The organism is Myroides sp. DF42-4-2 (genome assembly GCF_030326445.1).
Classification (GTDB): Bacteria; Bacteroidota; Bacteroidia; order Flavobacteriales; family Flavobacteriaceae; genus Flavobacterium.
Map to the genome: position 1 here is coordinate 193,059 of NZ_JACAKI010000002.1, position 19,416 is coordinate 212,474.

The 19,416-nt window shown below is 39.7% G+C and carries 20 protein-coding genes; 9 read left to right on the forward strand and 11 right to left on the reverse strand.

Annotation, left to right across the window (positions count from 1 at the left end; translation table 11 throughout):
- Positions 1–44: 44 nt before the first annotated feature.
- Positions 45–1,580 (reverse strand): hypothetical protein, encoded by a 1,536-nt coding sequence (locus tag HX062_RS03600; protein ID WP_286466438.1) that lies wholly within the window; start codon positions 1,578–1,580, stop codon positions 45–47.
- A gap of 572 nt (positions 1,581–2,152) precedes the next feature.
- Positions 2,153–3,712, reverse strand: coding sequence for an NAD(P)/FAD-dependent oxidoreductase (locus HX062_RS03605; RefSeq protein WP_286466440.1), 1,560 nt, complete (start codon positions 3,710–3,712; stop codon positions 2,153–2,155).
- 227 nt (positions 3,713–3,939) lie between these two features.
- On the opposite strand from HX062_RS03605, the gene HX062_RS03610 reads away from it, so the two are divergent.
- Positions 3,940–4,491: a DNA-3-methyladenine glycosylase I gene (locus HX062_RS03610; protein WP_286466442.1), complete on the forward strand. Its 552-nt coding sequence runs from the start codon at positions 3,940–3,942 to the stop codon at positions 4,489–4,491.
- A 209-nt stretch (positions 4,492–4,700) separates the two neighbouring features.
- Complete coding sequence (locus HX062_RS03615) at positions 4,701–5,684, forward strand: aldo/keto reductase (protein WP_286466444.1); 984 nt, start codon at positions 4,701–4,703, stop codon at positions 5,682–5,684.
- A gap of 38 nt (positions 5,685–5,722) precedes the next feature.
- Here HX062_RS03615 and HX062_RS03620 read toward each other — a convergent pair whose 3' ends face one another.
- Positions 5,723–6,235 carry a hypothetical protein gene (locus tag HX062_RS03620; protein ID WP_286466445.1) on the reverse strand — a complete coding sequence of 171 codons (513 nt, stop codon included), beginning with the start codon at positions 6,233–6,235 and terminating at the stop codon, positions 5,723–5,725.
- Positions 6,236–6,392: 157 nt separating this feature from the next.
- On the opposite strand from HX062_RS03620, the gene HX062_RS03625 reads away from it, so the two are divergent.
- Entirely contained in the window at positions 6,393–6,776 is a 384-nt protein-coding gene (locus tag HX062_RS03625) for a nuclear transport factor 2 family protein (protein ID WP_286466446.1), read from the forward strand.
- A 10-nt stretch (positions 6,777–6,786) separates the two neighbouring features.
- Here the strand turns inward: HX062_RS03625 and HX062_RS03630 are convergent, their stop codons facing one another.
- Both HX062_RS03630 and HX062_RS03635 read right to left on the reverse strand, forming a co-directional pair.
- Positions 6,787–7,488, reverse strand: a complete 702-nt coding sequence (locus tag HX062_RS03630; RefSeq protein WP_182626137.1) for a LytR/AlgR family response regulator transcription factor — start codon at positions 7,486–7,488, stop codon at positions 6,787–6,789.
- 3 nt (positions 7,489–7,491) lie between these two features.
- Positions 7,492–8,502, reverse strand: coding sequence for a sensor histidine kinase (locus tag HX062_RS03635; protein ID WP_182626136.1), 1,011 nt, complete (start codon positions 8,500–8,502; stop codon positions 7,492–7,494).
- Between the two features lie 164 nt (positions 8,503–8,666).
- Between HX062_RS03635 and HX062_RS03640 the strand changes: the two genes are divergently transcribed.
- Genes HX062_RS03640 through HX062_RS03660 form a run of 5 tightly spaced genes read left to right on the forward strand, consistent with a single transcriptional unit; the run spans position 8,667 to position 12,913 of the window.
- Positions 8,667–8,996, forward strand: a complete 330-nt coding sequence (locus tag HX062_RS03640) for a hypothetical protein (RefSeq protein ID WP_286466447.1) — start codon at positions 8,667–8,669, stop codon at positions 8,994–8,996.
- Positions 8,965–9,882 carry an FAD:protein FMN transferase gene (locus HX062_RS03645; protein ID WP_286466448.1) on the forward strand — a complete coding sequence of 306 codons (918 nt, stop codon included), beginning with the start codon at positions 8,965–8,967 and terminating at the stop codon, positions 9,880–9,882. The genes HX062_RS03640 and HX062_RS03645 overlap by 32 nt, the downstream gene beginning before the upstream one ends.
- 6 nt (positions 9,883–9,888) lie before the next feature.
- A complete protein-coding gene (rsxC, locus tag HX062_RS03650) occupies positions 9,889–11,160 on the forward strand; it encodes an electron transport complex subunit RsxC (RefSeq protein WP_286466449.1) in 1,272 nt (423 codons plus the stop codon).
- Positions 11,161–12,246 (forward strand): RnfABCDGE type electron transport complex subunit D, encoded by a 1,086-nt coding sequence (locus HX062_RS03655; protein WP_286466450.1) that lies wholly within the window; start codon positions 11,161–11,163, stop codon positions 12,244–12,246.
- A gap of 10 nt (positions 12,247–12,256) precedes the next feature.
- On the forward strand, positions 12,257–12,913 hold the full coding sequence (locus HX062_RS03660) for a nitroreductase family protein (protein WP_182626132.1): 657 nt from the start codon (positions 12,257–12,259) through the stop codon (positions 12,911–12,913).
- 101 nt (positions 12,914–13,014) lie between these two features.
- Here HX062_RS03660 and HX062_RS03665 read toward each other — a convergent pair whose 3' ends face one another.
- Together HX062_RS03665 and HX062_RS03670 are read right to left on the reverse strand one after the other, a co-directional pair.
- Positions 13,015–13,284, reverse strand: coding sequence for a Sec-independent protein translocase subunit TatA/TatB (locus HX062_RS03665; protein ID WP_182626131.1), 270 nt, complete (start codon positions 13,282–13,284; stop codon positions 13,015–13,017).
- 405 nt (positions 13,285–13,689) lie between these two features.
- On the reverse strand, positions 13,690–14,268 hold the full coding sequence (locus tag HX062_RS03670) for a thioredoxin family protein (protein ID WP_182626130.1): 579 nt from the start codon (positions 14,266–14,268) through the stop codon (positions 13,690–13,692).
- Between the two features lie 487 nt (positions 14,269–14,755).
- Between HX062_RS03670 and HX062_RS03675 the strand changes: the two genes are divergently transcribed.
- Positions 14,756–15,316 carry a hypothetical protein gene (locus tag HX062_RS03675; RefSeq protein ID WP_182626129.1) on the forward strand — a complete coding sequence of 187 codons (561 nt, stop codon included), beginning with the start codon at positions 14,756–14,758 and terminating at the stop codon, positions 15,314–15,316.
- Between the two features lie 12 nt (positions 15,317–15,328).
- Here HX062_RS03675 and HX062_RS03680 read toward each other — a convergent pair whose 3' ends face one another.
- Genes HX062_RS03680 through tsaD form a run of 4 tightly spaced genes read right to left on the reverse strand, consistent with a single transcriptional unit; the run spans position 15,329 to position 19,350 of the window.
- Positions 15,329–16,507 (reverse strand): class I SAM-dependent methyltransferase, encoded by a 1,179-nt coding sequence (locus HX062_RS03680; RefSeq protein WP_286466451.1) that lies wholly within the window; start codon positions 16,505–16,507, stop codon positions 15,329–15,331.
- Positions 16,508–17,599 (reverse strand): AI-2E family transporter, encoded by a 1,092-nt coding sequence (locus tag HX062_RS03685; RefSeq protein WP_182626297.1) that lies wholly within the window; start codon positions 17,597–17,599, stop codon positions 16,508–16,510.
- Between the two features lie 8 nt (positions 17,600–17,607).
- A complete protein-coding gene (locus HX062_RS03690) occupies positions 17,608–18,315 on the reverse strand; it encodes a 16S rRNA (uracil(1498)-N(3))-methyltransferase (RefSeq protein ID WP_286466453.1) in 708 nt (235 codons plus the stop codon).
- A gap of 12 nt (positions 18,316–18,327) precedes the next feature.
- Positions 18,328–19,350: a tRNA (adenosine(37)-N6)-threonylcarbamoyltransferase complex transferase subunit TsaD gene (gene tsaD, locus HX062_RS03695; RefSeq protein ID WP_286466454.1), complete on the reverse strand. Its 1,023-nt coding sequence runs from the start codon at positions 19,348–19,350 to the stop codon at positions 18,328–18,330.
- Between the last annotated feature and the right edge of the window lie 66 nt (positions 19,351–19,416).

Here is a 19,416-nt window from a genome sequence, read left to right on the forward strand (position 1 = left end):
CAAGTGCAACTGCACTTGGGCTTCCGTATTTTGATCCAGTCAATTTATTTTCTGCTGTTTTTAGCAGCATCAAATTTTTTGCCTTTTCCGTAGGAAGTTTTAACTCCTTTTATTTGGTTTGTAGCAGCTCTACTTGCGTTGTTTACCAAAGGTAAAGCTCCTGTATAGCTTGCAGTAATTTTGTTTTCTCTATCGTCAATGGCGTTGACAGTGATCGTGTATTGATCTCCTGTTTTCTCTACTTTTACTGTTCCTGTACGCGTAGGAGCAAAATCGGATGTTACAGATTCTCCAGCTTCATTTATCGATTGTTTGAAGAACCAAGTTCCCCAGTCTAATCCTGGTTCAGAACCTCCACCTAAACCTGCATTTCCAGCTTGTTCCTCTCCAATTGGGAATTCACCAACTGGAATATCCGTCGTTGTGTTTACATCTGTGTAAAGCGTTACACGCATCCATTCTCCACTTCCCTCTACACCAAAATACTCCCCAGGGTAAGGCGTTAAAGTACCTGAGTATAAATACATATTCCAACGGTTATTCGGTTTATTTGTGATCGGTGATTTGCCTTTGTACTCTAAAAATCCCTGTGTTAATGGCTGAACGCTTTTATCTGCTCTCAACGTAGAAATGGTATACTCATCGCCTTGTTTTACTTTTCCGATGTATTTACCTAGGTGTCTTGACCCGTTTTCTAATACAATATTAAAGCGAACTTCTTGCCCTTTTTCGTTGTCCATCACTTTGATTGAACCGTCTAAAATGTACAATTCCTCTTGAATGCCAGCCGCTTTGTCATTGTGTTGGAATGAGGCAAAAGAATAATCGTAATCTCCATTCTCAATCGCTTCTTTTGATCCAACTTTGAAAGTCCCTACTTCAAATTCAGTAGAGGCTCTAAAGGTTTTGGTTGGAATTTTTGCTTCCCATGCTTTTGGAGCCATTTCATCAAAAAGAGAAGCAGAAATATAGTATCCATCTCCCTCTTCGTCTAATTCTCCATATTGATTGGTATCTCCTTGTGTAAAATACGTCATGTATTCCGCTATACCTGGGTGATCAAATACGTTATCTCCCCAGTACCAACCATTTTGAACTTCATAAATCGTATTGTATAGGGGTTCAATGTCAATCACTTGGGTAAAGTTGATGTCATAAGCAACTCCTTGCTCATCTTTTACTACCCCTTTGAAGGTATAACTTTCATTAGAAAGGCTTACTGCAAGTGCTCCTTCTATAAGTTTGTACTGAGCCTCGCCTTGTTTTACCACACTCTTGCTGGTCAGGGTGTACATAATCCCTCCTTCAGCAACTAAGTAGGTCTCAGGTTGTAGCGTAGCTTCCAATAAATCTTCCTCTGCCACTACTTTTGAAAGGAAATTCAAGTGAAATTCTCCTTTATTCGTCTTTAAAACGATAGTGAACTCTCCTTTGTTCTCCACAGCACCAAGGTACGTCCCTGTTGATTGCTCTACAGTAATAGGTGTGTTATGGCTCCCTTTGTTGTCATCACTACTACATGATGTAAGCCCTGCAGTTGCAAGTAAAAGAAAGCTAACTAAAAACGATAATTTTCTCATAAGTAAATTGAATTAGTTGAGATATTGTTTCCAACATCCTAGGTTTATTTTTGTTTACGTAAGTACATCATCCAAAAAAGTGTATTTTTTAGCTTTTTTAATTTGAATATATAAAGAATTACGTCTGTGCAAGTTAAATTTTATTTCTAATAATTAACTAAATAGTAAATAAATTAACATAATATAAAACGGTAAATTCGCGTTTTGTGAATATGTAAACTGTTATTTTGTGTTAATAGGTTGAATTATTTTCTGTGCTATGGGAAATAAAGAAAAGGGTAAAGATAAAGCGGTGTGAAATCTTTAGTAGAAAAGGGAAATTCATAAATTATCTCTGTATAAAGAAAAAAAGCCTAGTTGAGGGAACAACTAAACTTTAGATATAGGGAAAAGGATTGATTTACGATAGACTTTCAACGTATAGAATAGGGGATTTCAAATCTGCGCCATTGGGTATCTAACGCAATCTAACGCACGGATTCAAATCCGCCTGATTAGGGTTATTTCTATATAAATAAAAAAAGTCTAGTTGAGAGAACAACTAGACTTTAGATATAGGGAAAAGGAATGATTTACGATAGACTTTCAACGCATAGAATAGCGCATTTTTCACCATCAATAGCGGCAGATATGATTCCGCCTGCGTATCCTGCACCTTCCCCACACGGATAGAGTCCTTTAATTTGTGGGTGTTCCAAAGAGCGATCGTCACGGGGGATTCGCACAGGGGAAGAGGTTCTACTTTCTGGAGCGTGAAGAATGGCGTCATTGGTGAAATAGCCTTTCATGGACTGTCCAAAGGCTTTAAAACCCTCTCGCATAATATCCGTCAAGAAACCAGGGAATACCTCACCCAGTTCTAGGGAAGTTGTACCTGGAAGGTAGGATGTTTTGGGAATAGCATTCGACACTTTTTTCTGAGCGAAATCGACCATGCGTTGAGCGGGAACTCGTTGTGTTTCACCGGCTAATAGGAAGGCTTTTTGTTCGATGGACTTTTGAAATTCCATTCCTGCTAAAGGGCCAAATTTTTCAAAAGGTTTAAAATCTTCCATGCGCAATTCGACAACAATACCCGAATTCGCTGTTGGTTGATCGCGTTTAGATGGAGACCAACCGTTGGTAACTACCTCACCAGGGGCGGTAGCACAAGGAGCAATTACACCTCCTGGACACATACAAAAAGAGTACATTCCTCTACCATTGACTTGTTTTACAATGGAATAGGGGGCAGGTGGGAGAAACTCTCCTCTGTAGTCACAAGAATATTGTATCTGATCAATTAACGATTGAGGATGTTCCGCGCGAACGCCTAATGCGAAAGGCTTGGCTTCAATTAAGATATTTTTTCGATCGAGTAATTCATAAATGTCACGTGCAGAGTGTCCCGTGGCTAGAATTACTTTTTTCGCCTCAATCCTATCTCCATTTTCCAATAGGACACCTTGAATTTCATTGCCTTCTAAAACAAAGTCAACCACGCGTTTTTCAAATAATACCTCGCCGCCAAATTCCTCAATCTTATGGCGCATGTCCTGCATGATTTTTGGTAATTTATTGGTGCCAATATGCGGGTGTGCCTCAACGAGAATATCATGGGGTGCACCAAAGGCTACCAGAAGTTCTAAAATGCGATTGATGTCGCCTCGTTTCTTCGAGCGCGTATATAGTTTACCATCTGAATAGGTACCTGCACCGCCCTCACCAAAACAGTAGTTGGAATCGGGGTTGACAAGGTGCTCAATTGTAATGGCTTTTAAGTCTCTTCGACGGCCACGAACATCTTTTCCCCTCTCAATAACGATGGGTTTTACTCCCAATTCTATGAGCTGTAAGGCAGCAAAATAACCCGCAGGTCCCGCTCCAACTACAATTACGCGCTTTGCGTCTTTGACGTTTTTATAAACGGGAAAAGCTATGTGTCGGTGAATGACTTCTTCACCCGCGAAAAAGACCTGAACTTTGAGGTTGATTTTTACGGCGCGTTGTCTAGCATCAATGGATCGTTTGAGGATGGTCACGTGCTGAATATCGGAAACAGTACTTCGGATATGTTGCGCAACATGTTGGGTTAGTAAATCGGCTGAAGCTGCAACTTCAGGAAGTACTTGTAACTGTAATTCTTGTGGCATTTTTTTATAAAGCAATAAAAAATTAAAGCGCAAAAATACGCTAAAAAAAGGAAAAGTAAAGGCGGAATTCAACAGGCTAAAAAAAAGAAAAAAGGTTTGTTTTTTAATTTTTTTGAAAACAAACTGACAAACGGTTGTCGCAAAGATATTTTATCTTTGTTGCAAAGTGTCGGTAGATGGGGATGTAGGGGAAGTCACTTATTCATTAATCAAGAAAATTATACAAGATGTCTTATTGCGATACCATTGAACAATTAACGGGCGATCGAAAAGCGCTACACAAAAAATATCACGATCACCACTATGGCTTTCCCATTCACGATGACAATGAGTTGTTTGGGCGTTTGCTGATGGAAATTAACCAAGCGGGGTTGAGTTGGGAAACCATCCTCAAAAAGGAAGACGCCTTTCGATTGGCGTACAGCAATTTTGATCTGTCTGCCGTTGCCGCTTATACAGAAGAGGATCGTGCGCGATTGATGCAAGATGCGGGAATCATTCGCAATCGACTAAAAATCAATGCTGCCATAGAAAATGCTAAGGTTATTCTAGGGTTGCAAGTTGAATTCGGATCCTTTGAAAACTGGTTAAAACACCACCACCCCAAGACGAAAGAGGAGTGGGTAAAATTGTTTAAGAAACACTTTCGCTTTACTGGAGGAGAAATTGTCAATGAGTTTTTAATGAGTATTGGCTATTTAAAAGGAGCCCATGTGGAGACTTGCCCAATATACGAGGTGGTTTTAACGCACAAACCACTTTGGTTGGCAGACGAGTAAACTAGAGTGAGATCAGGGGTATCTCTTTGATTTTCAGCTTGATTTTATTGGTTTTGGCTGTTAAGTTTTTCTTATATCTCCCTTGTTTTCTTGGAATTGCCCGCTTTTTTTGCTATTTTTATAACATCCTTAAAATCGAAAAGCGATGATTCTTACCAAAACGCGAGTGATTTTAGGGTTTAGTATTCAAGTAAACCAAAACAGAACAGATGGAATTTAGAAAATTAGGTGCTTCTGCTATAGAAGTTTCCGCTATTGCCTTTGGTGCATGGGCAGCAGGAGGATGGATGTGGGGAAGTACGGATCGAAAAGAAGCCGTAGAAGCGATAATCGCTGCGCATCGTGAAGGAGTAACCACCATTGATACCGCCCCGATTTATGGACAAGGGGTAAGTGAAGAAATCGTTGGGGAAGCAATCAAAGGAATGGCCCGCGATCAAGTACAATTGCTAACCAAGTTCGGCATGCGCTGGGACTTAGCAACGCCTCAAGGTACTTTTGTCATGAATAGTCAAGACAATTATGGAAAAGATATCGCTATTTATAAATTCGCTAGTAAAGCAAGCGTCATCAAAGAAGTTGAAGATAGCCTACAGCGATTGGGAACAGATTATATCGATGTATTGCAAATTCACTGGCCCGATGTTACAACGCCCATTGCTGAAACCATGGAAGCCATGGACTTGTTGATTCAACAAGGAAAAATTCTATCCGCAGGGGCGAGTAATTATACTGTAGATCAAGTAAAAGAAGCGAGAAATACCTTGGGAATAGTAAGTAATCAAGTGCCCTATAGTATGCTCAATCGCGGTATTGAAGCAGATTTAGTTCCTTATGCTTTAGCGCATGATCTGAGTATCATTGCCTATAGTCCAATGGAACGAGGGCTGTTAACGGGAAAATATTTTAAAGCCAATGCCTTTGATGAAGGAGATCACCGCTCAGGCTACTTTGCCCAATTCGACTTAAAAAAGGTAGAAAACTTCTTAGAGGAAATTCGCCCTTTAGCAGAAGAAAAAAGAGCAACATTTGCTCAATTGGTTTTGAGATGGACGACTTTGCAACCCGCTATTACAATTACTTTAGCTGGTGCGCGTAACGCTAAACAAGCCGTTGCCAACGCACAAGCCATGCAAATTGACCTCAATGAAGCTGAAATTGATTTTATCAATCGAGCGTTAGCAAAAATATAAAAGTAAAAAAGGGAGTTCACAAACTCCCTTTTTTACTTTTATAATGTATCTTTCCATCGAACCAAAAGATAGGCCGGTTGATCGAAAGGCGGTAGCTGTAGTTGTGATACTACCTCAAATCCCCATGCCTTGTAATGCGGAAGTAGCGGATTATCTTGTAAAACTTCCATCCATATGGCGTCGTACTGTCGCGTTAAAGACAAAGTCTTACTCCAGAGCGAAGCGCGCACTTCTTCTTGATCAAAGTCAGGTAAGAGGTAAAAGGAAGTTAAGTTGATCACCTTGTTCTCTGCCAATGCCGGTTGATCCACTTGCTTAATCATCGCATAGCCCGCAGGAATCTCGTCTTTATAGACCGTCAACATTTGTGTACTTAAATCATTGAGCTCTAAAATGGTTTCCTTGTGATCTAATTGCTGTCTAAGGTACTGATTGAACTGATCTTCTTCTACTTTTGAGGCATACATACCTCTTAGTTGAGCTTCTCTGAATTGAAAGAGAATGCGCAATCCCTCTTCTGTTGCTATAGTGAATTTTGATAGTATACTCATAATCGAATCGTGTTTATACACAAAGATAGCTGAACAAACCCAAACCTTCTGTTATGCGTTGAAAAAAAAAATGGCACTCGACTATTTGATAACAATTGTTATCGCCTGTAGCCTATGATTTTTTCACCTTTGCTACTGTTTAATCAAACGTGTAAAAATGGAAAAAAGAGTACAAGAGATGTTGCACAACATCATCGAGGGTAAAACCTATGACGAAGCGTTAATTCAAGCGTATTTTTCACCAGATTACGTACAGGTTGTCGATGGGAAACAGTTGGATTTTAAGGCCTTTAAACAACACATCAAAAAATTAAAAGAGTTGATCGAAAGAGTAGCGGTAGAAGTATGCAGTACTGCCGTGAGGGATCAGGTGGTATTTACAAAACATCAGGTTGAATCGGTTTTGCGCGATGGAGCGTACCACAAACATTTAGTGATGGCGGAGTTTACCTTTCTAGACGGCAAGATAATCCGTTGTGAGGAGCTTACTTTTTTGCTCGAGGGCAGTGCATCGGGTAAAGATTTAGGATCTAAAGTTTAAGTAAAAACGCTTATTCCACCTTGTCCAAGCGATTGTAAAGTTCTCTTTTATAGGTGATTCCAATGGGAATTTGAACGCCTTGTATCGAAACGTCCTGTTCGGTATACGCTGTTATTTTAGTGAGATTTACCACATAAGATTTGTGGATACGCAAAAAATGTTGTGCAGCTAAAAGAGACACAATCTCTTGGGTTGTAGTGGTAACAATATGAACTTTTTCGCAAGTAAAAACCTTGACATAGTTGCCATAACTCTGAATGTAATTGATAGTATCTTGTTGTATTTCAATTGTTTCTTTTCCTACTTTTAGTTGTATGCCCAAGGGAGGTAGCTCAACTTCTTGGGGGAGGTAAAGCGATAAAAAACGCTCAATTGCCTTGATAAAACGAGGAAAAGAAATGGGTTTTAACAAGTAATCTAACACGCCATAGTCGTAACTTTTTAAGGCATATTGGGAATGAGCAGTTGTCAAAATGGTTTTTGGCGCTTGTGGAATGCTCTCTAAAAATTCAATGCCCGACATTTGTGGCATATCAATGTCTAGGAAGATTAAATCCACGGGGTGAAGACGGATGTAGTCCATGGCTTCTAAAGCATTATAACACTGCTTGACCAATTGTAAATTGGCGTTTTTTTCAATATAACTCTGCAAGACATAGTGAGAAGCAGGTTCATCGTCAATAATCATGCATTTGTATTGTTGGTGTTCCATGATTTATAAGTCAATTGATAGATGAGTAATGAATTGATTTCCCTCTGGGTAAACGCGCAGTGTATGTCGATTGGGGTAAATCATTTGCAAGCGCGCTGTTGTGTTTTCTAAGCCTACTTTGGTTGAGGTAGGCGCTGTCGATTTTAGCGGTAGGGGGTTGACTATATCGAGTTGTAACACGCCTTGGTTGACGTGTAGGTCAATGTGAATGAAACAATGTTCAATTGTAGAGGTTCCGTGTTTGAAGGCATTTTCCACAAAGGTAAAGACGATCAACGGTGCGATTGTATATTTGTTTGCCTGGTCTATATCCCACCTAAAGCGGAGGTCACAGCGATAGCCCACCCGTTCTTGTTCCAATTCGATATAGCTTTGAATAAAGGAAATCTCATCGCTTAAGGCCACAACATCTTTATTGCTATTTTCTACTTGATAGCGCAAGAGTTCAGACACTTTCATAATGGCATCAGGGGTTTTATCGGGAAACGCAATACTCAACCCATAAATCGTATTTAGGGTATTAAAGAGAAAATGGGGATTCAGCTGCTTGTTTAACAGGTCGATTTCATTTTTTTTGGTAATGATTTCTCGATGGGCCATTTCCTTTTGTTTGCGGTAATACTCCAAAAAATGAGTGGTGCCCAAAATACAAACATTGGATCCCAACAAAACACCCAATTGATATTGAAAGGTGAGCTTGGAATTGTTCGAATGCAAAAAGCAAGATTTATATAAAAAACTTTGCGTAAGATGACTGAGAAAAAAGGCAGTTACCGAGAGCAAACAAAGGGTTAGAAAGAGGTAAAGGTAAATGCGATCCCTTTTGACCAATAGAGGTAAGAGGTAAAAGCGGTTCAATTGGGCATGGGCGTATAGCAACATAAAGTAAACCAAGCCCAAAAAAAGACTCCTCCAACTGGCAATGAGTATCCAGTCATTTAAGGTAAATAAAATGAATGAGAACACCAAGATACCCAATTCTTGTGCCCATTTTCGCTCTAAAAAATCTCGCATTGTGCTACTACTCTTTGTTGCAAAGATAGGGATATCTTTAAATTGCCTCCGCCTTTCGTGACCAATGCAATTGGTCATTTTCTTTTTTAGAATAACCGGTATTGCTTTTGACTTTTATCCGTAGTTGGTATTATTGTAACCTAAAATAGTTTTAATACTAGCAGATGATACACAGAAAGCCGCAGTCACTCGTTTTATATCTAGTGGGAATTGTGTTGTTACTTTTTGGGCAACGCAGTTTTTGGGAGAAGTACAAGGAGACTAGAAAGCAAGTAGCACTCCAAGAGAAACAACAACAAGAAGAAGCGATGATTTCGAATAGACCTTTTGAAATTCAGGAGGTAGCCTATGATTCAACCCGAGGGGTATGGAAAAATGATCACGTTTACTTTCAGACGATACACGTGGGTAATGTCAATTTCAAGTCGCTAAAAAATAGAGGAACTACAACTGTAGAACACCATGATGATGAAAATGCGTCCGACAGTTTCTAAGGCGTATTTCGCTCAAACGCGAAGGCTCTTTCACTGCCAAGTGAAGATCAAAATACCTGTGATGTATGGCGAGGGATTGTTGGAGGAGTGTTTTGCGCTATTCGACCAATTGGATCGACGCTACAATTCCCATCAACCGGGTTCTTTTTTTAGTCGCATCAATCAAAAGGCAGGGCAATGGGTTGAAGTAGATGAAGTGTGTATTGGGATGTTAAAGCAAGTGCAATTGATCGCTGCCCTTACCAATGGGAGTTATGATATTAGCTGTATGCCCCTGATTCGCCTCTGGGGTTTTTACCAACAAGACACAGCTGATCTACGGGTTCCCTCTCCAACGGATCTAGCCAATACCCTGAAAAAGGTAGGTTACCACAAGATAGACATTCGATCTAATTTTGTGCGGATAGCCAGAGGACAAGAGTTAATAACCGGGTCTTTTATCAAGGCATATGCGGTGGATCAAGTCTTTGCTTTTTTAAAGGCAAGGGGAGTAACCGATGCCATTATCAACGCTGGCGGAAGTACAATTATGGGGATAAATGACGCTACACATCCGCATTGGAAAGTCAATATTCCCTCTGCATTTATACCTGGCCAATGTGAGCGAACTATAGCGATTGAGAATGCGTGTTTTAGCTTATCGGGTTCTGCGCATAATCAATTGGTTATACAGGGGCAATCTTATGGGCACATTCTCGATGGGCGAACGGGATATCCTGTATCAACGGCACAAGTAGGGGTGATTACGCCTACTGCTTTTTTGGGAGACGCCTTATCCACCGCCCTTTTTACGGTACAGGAGAGAGAATTAGAATCGGTCATTGCTCAATTGCGCGCTCATTTTGCTTTTGACTACTACCGAATTGAACACAATAAAAATAAATAATACACTATGGTTTTGATTCCCTCATTCAAGAAAAAGACCAGGGGAAGTGCAATAGCACCTATAGCAGATGCAGCTCTTTTTTACCTGCCTTTACAAGCGTATCGCCATGTGATGCATCCGCTGGTTCAACAGGGAGAATACGTGCGTAAATACCAGCCCATTGCCAAGAGTACTGGGACGTTTGCCACTCAGTTACACGCACCTGTTTCTGGTGTGGTTGAGGCTTTCACTGAAATAGACGGACAAGCCGTTCTCTTGTTGAGAAATGATTTTAAAGATGCTGAGGTTCCCTTACAACCCGTGGAACACAAGTCCCTTACACTAGAGGGGTTTTGCGATATTTTGCTGCAAGCCGGCATTGTAGGTGCTGGAGGATCTCAATTTCCAACCCATTTAAAATATAGGGTGGCTCAGGGTTCGATTGATACTTTGCTGTTGAATGGAGCTGAATGTGAACCGTATTTGAGTTCAGATTTTAGTTTAATGCAAGAGAAAATAGAGGAACTCCTACAAGCGGTAAGTGTCATACAAACGGTATTGGGGGTAAAGCGTGTGATATGGGCAATTGAAAAGCAAAATAGGGTGTTGAAGAAGGGAATTCACCAAGCCGCTGCGAAAGCAAATATGAACGTTGAGGTCAAACTTTTACCAAATAACTATCCCCAAGGAGGAGAATTACAACTGATTCGATCTGCCACTCAAAAAGAGATTCACAAAGGAAGTGTGCCTGCGAATCACGGCATTATAGTCAATAATGTCGGAACAATTTGGGCGATATACCAAGCATTATTTGAAGGCAAACCTGCGATTGAGCGCGTGGTAACGCTTTCGGGGGTGAAGGGAACCTTAGGAGGAAATTATGTAGTTAAGGTCGGAACGCCGATGGAACACTTGATTCAAGCCACGGCGAATACATGGAATTCGAATACCCACTGGGCCATAGTAGGAGGTGCAATGATGGGCAAACACGCGCAATCAGGGCTCACACCTCTCCACAAAGGAGTAGGAGGTGTTTTGTTGTTAAAGAAACAACCTCAGAATCAGCAAAATTGCATTAAATGTGGCTGGTGCATAGAGGTGTGCCCACAGCGATTGATGCCGTTAGAATTTGTGCGTCACAATGAAAGAAATGCAGTGGACGACTTGCTCAATCTCAACCTACTCGATTGTATTGAATGTGGTGCTTGTGCTTATAGCTGCCCCAGTGATATTCCGTTGATGAAGCATATTTTTGACGGAAAAACAAAAGTAGTAACCAATTCAATTAAAACGAGTTAAATGACTGTGTATCCGTATATAAAACCGCGATTTGATCGCCTTCAACTCCTGATGCTCGACGTGGTTATCGCGTTGCTACCTGCTTTGTTTGTAGGGTGGATCGCTTTTGGCCATTTACTGCTGTATCAAGTAGGTATTGCTGTTTTCACAGCTTTAGTCACTGAGTTTTGTTGCTCCTGGCTGTTTTTGGGTAAAAAGAATACCTTAGGCGATGGATCAGCCGTTGTTACAGCCTTGTTGTTAGTCTGTACACTTTCGCCTATTACCCCTGGATATATCGTCGCTTTTGGCGCTTTTTCGGCTATTTTATTTGGCAAAATAGTGTGGGGTGGTTTGGGTAAAAATCGGTTTAATCCCGCTTTGGTAGGCAGAGAATTTATGGGCGTATTTTTTGCTTCGACTATGACTTCTCCCTCGATTTGGGACACCAAGACCGCCATACAAACTCCCGCTTCAAACTTGTTCTCCGCTTTGGACAATGCGTTCATCTCCCATTATTTCAGTGATTTAGTATATAAAACTTCTGGTGCTTTGGGGGAATATTCCATCCTTTGCCTCGCTTTAGGTGGAGGATATCTCCTGTTGAGAAATAGAATTAGCTGGCATATTCCCTTGGCCCTGTTGAGTGTCTTTACCTTGAGCGCCTGGATGGGAACGGAGACGGATTTGCGCTTTTCCATGAGTGGTATTGTATTAGCAACAATCTTTATGGCTACAGATATGCCTTCTAGTCCTACCAATGCTAAAGGAAAGTTGTACTATGGCGCGATGATTGGACTCCTAGTCTACCTTTTTATTTTAGGGAACGTTCGCTATGAATACATGTCCTATTCCATTTTGTTGCTCAACGGATTCTCTCCTCAAATAAGCCAAGTATTTCAACCTAGAGTATGGGGACAAACCAAAGACCGCAAAAAAGAAGTGGAGACAATCTTCTTTTTAACCCTACAAATTTTGGGCTGTGCATTGGCAGTCATCAGCTTGTACTATTACGGGTGGATTCCCTATCTCGTTTATCTCTATATCATTTACACTATTGTCAAATTCAATTATGCGTATGCAAAGCAAGTTCACAACGTTATTTAAAAGAAATAAAATGAAAAAATACCTATATGCAGGAATAACCCTAGGGGTTTTATTTACTTCTTGTACACAAGAGACCAAAGTAGAACAGGTGGTTTACCAAGGTAGTGCAAAAGAAGCCATTATTGACAACTTACTCCAGCGTCGGGCGATTCGCAAATTTACGGATCAACAAGTAAGCCAAGATCAATTGGATACCATTATGAAAGCGACGATCTATGCACCTAGTGCTTTGAATAAACAAGCTTGGGAGATTCGATTTATCCAAAACCCCAAGATTATTGCAGAAATCAACCAGCGATTCTTAACCTTTGCCCAAGGAAAAGAATTTCAAGGAAGTGCAGCAAAATATAGGGAACCTGGATTTAGTATTTCACATCATGCCCCAACATTTGTTGTCATTGCTACAGAAAAAGGTGCAGCACATGCGCGATTAGACGCGGGAATTGCGTTGCAAAATATCCTCTTGAGCGCTCATGCTTTGGGGTTAGGAACTTGCCCACTGGGTACTATTGTTCCTATTTTGAACTTACCTGAAAATGCCGACTTATTGCGCTTGATCAACATTCCAGAAGATTACGAAGTAACGATTAACGTCGCTTTGGGATATCCTGCGGAAAGTCCTATAGCACCCATTCGCTATAGTGATAAGGTCAAGGTGATCCGATAGTTTACGCTAACGGTTTTATACAAACTGAGGGATGAACAAATTGCCCATAGCTCACTTCTCAATTTATAAAGAAAAAGGTTGGATCAAATCCAACCTTTTTTTTACTTTTCAACTACTTGATTTGTTGCTGTATCTACTTCTGTAGCGGGTTCAACAACAGTTTCCGTAATTGGTTCCGTGATTTTTTGTTTAGGAGCTGCTGTAGTAGCATTTGTTTCTCGTGTAGCTTCTTTGAATTCCCTAATTCCTGTTCCAAGTCCCTTCATTAATTCTGGAATTTTTTTACCTCCAAATAGCAATAAAGCGATTACAACAACAACTATAAATTCAGAGGGCGCTACTCCTCCTAAGGGTAATGTAGTCATCAACATAGTTGAATAATTTATGGTTGAGAAAAACAAATGTAAATCAGGTGTAAAATAGGATAATGCTATTTAACACAATTTTATTATCAGAAATTAGGATATGTAAGGGTTTTTGAGTTTTAAAAGTGTAAAATATTAACAATTGAACCTAAAAATAAAAGCTGTTTTTATCGATTATGTCTCTTCGCTGAAGGTGTTCTGTTTAAATCTTACTAATAGCAAAAAAAGCATCGGTTTAAAATTATATTTAGGCAATCGCAAAAGACGATTTAACTACGTCTATGGATGTACACGATGCGTACGACTCAATCTGTACAATTGTTGTAGCTGTGTTTTTGAGGAGGTTGGTTGTAGGATAAGCGTTTGTGGTACGAGAAAAAAAATAGCCTCAAAATCGTTGAGGCTATTTTTTTATTTTTTAGGTGCGTTTGCTATAAACATTTCTTTCACTTTGGCTGTGCTATATCCCTTGCCTTCTTCTAAGGCTTCAGAAGAGATGATGTTTGTAACTTTACCTGTCCCGTCGATTACAAAGAAAAAAGGGTATCCCAATCCTTTGCTGTTTGGGGTGTATTTGTCAAATACCGCTTTATTCTTGTTGTTTTTCGAATAGTTTAAGTGGTAATACAGATAGTTTTGATCCACTACTTGCTTTAGTTCAGGTGTCTGTTGCACAAAATCATTGAAACGCAAGCACCAGATACACCAGTTTCCACCCGCTTGTACAAATACGAATTTCCCCTCTTTATTTGCTTGAGCGATAAGAGCATCTAATTTCGCTTGTGCGTCTTCTTCTTCATTATAAGGCTTGCTCAAGGTTTCTTTTTCTTGTTCAATTTGCTTTTTCAATGCAACCGTATCAACTTCCGTAGTTGGAGTTGTTTCTGTTGCTTCTTGAGTTGGTTGCGGTATGGTGCTTCCTTCTTTTTTACAGCTCATAAAAGCTAAAGTTGACAGCAGGGTTACCACAAAGAATATCTTTCTTTTCATAGGAAACGATTCATTTGGAATTACCTTACAAAGTAATGAAATTATGCGCAATTTGCCCTACTTCTTTGGGTTATTTTTTTCATAATCACCTAGTAGTTTCCATGAAAACCACAGGAACAAGAAGCGGATAAGTTGGGCAATATTTCGGCAATGTAACGCCAATGTTTGGAAAGTGTATATTGAATTATGAAATAGTTAAGACTTTGATTTTTCGATTGTTATAGAATTTATTGTATGTATTTTTGACTTATGAAAAAGAAATAAAAAAGACAATGATCTAAAGTTACAATTTACAATAACAATGGGCTAATTCTATTTTTTTAAGCGATTTTTGAGCAAGCAGAAGGAAATGACCAATGCACGTTCTCACCTAGAGTTTTTTCTATTTATTGATCCCAATTTGTTACTATTTGTAGTCTGTGTGTTGTAATTGTAACTTTTTTTATTGGCTTTATGATGTACAGTTCATTAATTATTTGCAGAAAAGATGAAACAAAAGTATAGACATGCGTTAGCCTTGGGTTTGCAGGATTCTATCGAACAAGCACAAGCAAGATCAATTGGTAGAAAAACAAAAGGTATGGATGCCTTGCCAACGCCAAAAGCCTTTCCACGACCGAAGGGACATTGCATTAGCGATACGTTATCTTTTGGGGGTTTACTCGTTGCACTGACGTTAGTTGTTGCGATTGTGTGGAACTTTGAAAATTTTGATTGGACCACAGCTGAGGTGGTTTCTTTCTTTCTAAGTATGATTTTGGGGTTAACGCCTTTGGTTTGGGTGTATCACCACTTGTATCCGCGATTTGATCGCAAACGCGTGCAAAAGGGAAAGTTAAGAGCCATGGGACGTGTAGTGGCTATTGATCATGCGGGAAAGTTGATAAGAGAGGATGCACAACAACGCGCTTTAGTTGAGGTGTTCTACGAAGATAAACGCTATTTACTCGTTGCCAATCAACCAGGATTGTCCCTGCATCCCAATACTACAGTAACCGTTACCTGGCACAGTATTTCTCAACTGTGTTGGATTCACGAAACGGCATAATAAGGCTGATTTTTATACGGGTTCACAAATTAGAAATACCTTTTGATCGGATAGGGTAGTGGTGAAAAATATATAGGTTTCACCTCCTTCTTTGATCTTCCATTTTTTGCGTAATTCATCTACCTTCAACGGAAAATTACGCACGGTGACATTTGCTTTTTGTTGTTGTAAATATTCTTTGGCTGTAGCTTTATTATAAGGCAAATTCTGCTTTATTTTAAAGCGTCTGCCCGAGAAGTTTACCAATTCATCGCTAGTGTATAACTGGCTGTGTTGTTGTAATTTATCTACTTTAAAAATGGCGCTAATTGCATTGAATTTTCCCGTCTTCAACAGGGCGCTATTGGGCTCATAGAGATAGGTTTTCGGTTGGGCATATGTAGCTATGCTGTCATCGGATAAATCAATCACAAAGCGCTGTTGTTCTGTTTTGGTTAGGTTGACCGCAATTAATTCAATCTTTCCTACATAGTCTTTCTCGATGATCCACAACAACTCTTTGACCTCGTTTTGCAGTGCAACGATGTGAATAGCTTTCACGTGTTTTAGTTCGCTCAGACCCGCTTGAATATCTAAGAGAGGTGCCGTTTTAACTAAGATCGTCTTGGTATGCTCTAGGAGTAAATCAAGGTGTTCCACAATATTAGGGGTGCAATCGCGCAAGAAAAACACCTTTTCTTTGCTTTGATTTCTCCGTGCAGGATCGAGGTAAATATAGTCAAACTGCTTGTTGCTATTGGCTAGATAAATCAAGCTATCTCCAGTAATGCAATCAATATTATCTTGTTGGAGTTGTCGGTAATTGTGTTGAACAATAGCACTGAGCTCGGGTTGTATCTCACAATGTGTGACTGTTTTGATCCGCTGAGCAAAATAGTAGCAATCAATGCCAAACCCACCAGTTAAATCAATGAGGGAGTCTCCTTCAACCAATGCAGCTTTATAGGCTGCACATTCTTCCGATGAGGTTTGTTCAATAGACAATTTTGCAGGAAAAACTATGTTTTTCGTCTTATACCACTTGGAAAGCTTGTTTTTAGCCTTTTGCTTACTCTCAATTTGCGTGAGCAAATCCGACATTGTCAAATCGGGAAATGGACTCTTTTTGAATGCCAAAGAGGCAAGGGAATCCGAGAGGTGTTCCTCTATATAGGCTTGAACTTCAGGTTGTGTCAGGAGTTGAATATCCACTTATAATTTTTTGGTCAGTACTTGAATAAATCGAACATTGGGGAAAAACTCTTTTCCAATCACTTTTAAACAGGTATACAAGGGAACTGCGGCAATCATTCCAAAAATTCCACTAAACATACCACTTGCTAAGATGACAATAAAGATTTCTAAGGGGTGTGATTTAACACTATTAGAAAAGATTAACGGCTGGTTTACCACATTGTCAATGAGTTGGACTACAAGGAAGCCAATCATTACGGAGATGGCTTTGGGAAGTGTAACTTCAATAAAGTCATCGCCAATATAGGTTAACATCGTAAACACAACAGCTAAAATATTGCCAATCAATGGACCGATATACGGGATAATATTGAGAATAGCACATAAAAAAGCAATCGTTGCAGCGCCTTTTACTCCAAATATCAACAATACGCTAAGAGCTAAAATGTAGATGACAAACATCTGCACACAAAGGCCTAAAAAATAGCGGGATAATAAATTGTTAATCTTGTTGATGGAGTTTAGAACCTTATTTTCGTGCTTTTTAGAGAATAACTTTTTGAATTGGTATTCCAAGACTACTTGGTCTTTCAAAAAGAAAAAGGCGATAAATAGCACTGAGAATAAGCCAATTCCAATATCGCTCAACATACTGATAAGGGTATTGAGTAAATTGGGGACGAAATCGAGGTTAAGTTGTGATTTTAGATGGGATTCCTCCACAATTTTGTCCAAACTAATGCCTTTTGCGTCTAGATATAGGTCAATTTTGGAGATAAGTCCATTGAAATCCTCTTGTAAATGTGCGGTATTCAACACGGACAAGTTTTGAGCTTGTGTGGTGAAGAGCGGGACAAACATAAAAGAAAAGCCGATGAACACGAAAATAAAAAAGACCATGGTTACACTGATGGCAAAGAGTTTTTTCAACTTGCATTTGCGGTGTAAAAAATCAACTAATGGTTTGCCGATTAAGGCTAAAACAAAAGCTAGCGCAAGGTAAATGAATAAAGTGCGGATTTGATACAACAAAACAGCACTTAGTGCAATTCCACTTAAAATGAGGATCGCGCGGACGATGCCTTTAGAAATTTCTTTGGCTTTCAATATGCATGGATTTATTCGTTAGCGAATACAAAACTATGACAAGCAACAAGAGCAGCTGTTTCTGTTCTCAATCTTGTATGACCTAAAGATACAGGTTTAAAACCTTTTTCTAGCGCTATTTTTATTTCAACAGTAGAAAAATCACCTTCAGGTCCAACTAATAACAAGTAGTTTTCGTTGGGTTTAATCTTGTTTTTAAGTAGTTCTTTTTCTTTATCTTCTTCACAATGAGCAATGTATAGTTCACCTTCATGGTCTTTCTTTAAAAACTCTTTGAGGGAGATGGGATCATTTAACTTGGGCAAATACAGTTGAAGGGATTGCTTCATTGCCGATTGAATGATTTTTTCGAAGCGTTCGGTTTTTATTACTTTGCGCTCCGAGTGATCACAGATAATTGGGGTTATTTCGCAAATGCCAATTTCGGTTGCTTTTTCTAAGAACCACTCATAGCGCTCGTTCATTTTTGTAGGAGCTACAGCTAAATGCAAGCGAAAAGGCTTTTGTTCTTTGTCGGAATAGTTGATAATTTCCGTTAAACAGCTGCGATCTGATGCCAAGGAAATTTTGGTTTCAAACAGCGTGCCTCTACCATTGGTTACAAAGAGAATATCGCCCTCTTTTTTGCGCAATACGCGTATGATGTGTTTGCTTTCCTCTTTGTCAAAGGTGAAAGTTGTTTGTTCTTTATCGATAGAAGGGGAGTAAAATAACTGCATACTTGGTGTAGATTAAAATTCAATTCTCGCTTTGGACACAACAGACGAATCGGCAAATAGCGATTCGCGGTAGCGATAGTATCCAACAATACCAATCATCGCTGCGTTATCTGTGGTATATTCAAACTTGGGAATAAACGTTTTCCACCCGTATTTTTGCTCGGCTTCTTGCAAGGTTTTTCGAATACCCGAATTGGCTGATACTCCACCGCCAATAGCAATTTGCGTTATACCTGTTTGTTCCACCGCTTTTTTGAGCTTGTCCATTAAAATAGCAATGATCGTCTGTTGAATAGACGCACAAATATCCGCCTTATTTTCCTCAATGAAGTTGGGATTTTCCTTGACTTGCTTTTGGATGAAATATAAAAATTGTGTCTTTAAACCGCTAAAACTAAAGTTCAAACCGTCTACTTTTGGCTTGGTGAAGGCGTAGGCTTTTGGATTTCCTTCTTTGGCATAACGGTCAATTAACGGCCCACCTGGATAAGGGAAACCGAGAATTTTTGCCGATTTGTCAAATGCTTCACCTACAGCATCATCTGTTGTTTCACCCAATACTTGTAAGTCAAAGAAACTGTTGACTTGCACAATTTGAGTATGCCCTCCTGAAATAGTCAACGCCAAGAACGGAAAAGTAGGTTGTTCAAAACCGTCTTCTTCAATAAAATGGCATAGAATATGGGCGTGCATGTGGTTGACTGCAACTAAAGGAATGTCTAGTGCCAGTGCTAATGACTTGGCAAACGACCCTCCAACTAATAGCGATCCCATTAAACCAGGCCCTTGAGTAAAGGCAATGCCATGTAGTTGATCTTTGGTGATTCCCGCTTTTTTTAAGGCAATATCAACAACAGGAACGATATGCTGCTGATGTGCTCTCGAAGCAAGCTCTGGCACAACACCGCCATATTCTTCGTGTATCTCTTGACGAGCCACCACATTTGACAGCACGCGATTGTCCGCCAAAACAGCTGCAGCCGTGTCGTCACAAGAACTTTCAATCGCTAATATATAAGTGGGTTGTATGGACATTTTTAATTAAATTTAAAGCTAATTAATATCTTCTTTTTTGGTCAATCACGGCAAAAATTAATTAAA

Excerpts from the sequence above, each read along its gene's own strand:
- HX062_RS03600 (WP_286466438.1), bottom strand. The coding sequence starts at position 1,580 with ATGAGAAAATTATCGTTTTTAGTTAGCTTTCTTTTACTTGCAACTGCA.
- HX062_RS03605 (WP_286466440.1), bottom strand. The coding sequence starts at position 3,712 with ATGCCACAAGAATTACAGTTACAAGTACTTCCTGAAGTTGCAGCTTCA.
- HX062_RS03610 (WP_286466442.1), top strand. The coding sequence starts at position 3,940 with ATGTCTTATTGCGATACCATTGAACAATTAACGGGCGATCGAAAAGCG.
- HX062_RS03615 (WP_286466444.1), top strand. The coding sequence starts at position 4,701 with ATGGAATTTAGAAAATTAGGTGCTTCTGCTATAGAAGTTTCCGCTATT.
- HX062_RS03620 (WP_286466445.1), bottom strand. The coding sequence starts at position 6,235 with ATGAGTATACTATCAAAATTCACTATAGCAACAGAAGAGGGATTGCGC.
- HX062_RS03625 (WP_286466446.1), top strand. The coding sequence starts at position 6,393 with ATGGAAAAAAGAGTACAAGAGATGTTGCACAACATCATCGAGGGTAAA.
- HX062_RS03630 (WP_182626137.1), bottom strand. The coding sequence starts at position 7,488 with ATGGAACACCAACAATACAAATGCATGATTATTGACGATGAACCTGCT.
- HX062_RS03635 (WP_182626136.1), bottom strand. The coding sequence starts at position 8,502 with ATGCGAGATTTTTTAGAGCGAAAATGGGCACAAGAATTGGGTATCTTG.
- HX062_RS03640 (WP_286466447.1), top strand. The coding sequence starts at position 8,667 with ATGATACACAGAAAGCCGCAGTCACTCGTTTTATATCTAGTGGGAATT.
- HX062_RS03645 (WP_286466448.1), top strand. The coding sequence starts at position 8,965 with ATGATGATGAAAATGCGTCCGACAGTTTCTAAGGCGTATTTCGCTCAA.
- rsxC (WP_286466449.1), top strand. The coding sequence starts at position 9,889 with ATGGTTTTGATTCCCTCATTCAAGAAAAAGACCAGGGGAAGTGCAATA.
- HX062_RS03655 (WP_286466450.1), top strand. The coding sequence starts at position 11,161 with ATGACTGTGTATCCGTATATAAAACCGCGATTTGATCGCCTTCAACTC.
- HX062_RS03660 (WP_182626132.1), top strand. The coding sequence starts at position 12,257 with ATGAAAAAATACCTATATGCAGGAATAACCCTAGGGGTTTTATTTACT.
- HX062_RS03665 (WP_182626131.1), bottom strand. The coding sequence starts at position 13,284 with ATGTTGATGACTACATTACCCTTAGGAGGAGTAGCGCCCTCTGAATTT.
- HX062_RS03670 (WP_182626130.1), bottom strand. The coding sequence starts at position 14,268 with ATGAAAAGAAAGATATTCTTTGTGGTAACCCTGCTGTCAACTTTAGCT.
- HX062_RS03675 (WP_182626129.1), top strand. The coding sequence starts at position 14,756 with ATGAAACAAAAGTATAGACATGCGTTAGCCTTGGGTTTGCAGGATTCT.
- HX062_RS03690 (WP_286466453.1), bottom strand. The coding sequence starts at position 18,315 with ATGCAGTTATTTTACTCCCCTTCTATCGATAAAGAACAAACAACTTTC.
- tsaD (WP_286466454.1), bottom strand. The coding sequence starts at position 19,350 with ATGTCCATACAACCCACTTATATATTAGCGATTGAAAGTTCTTGTGAC.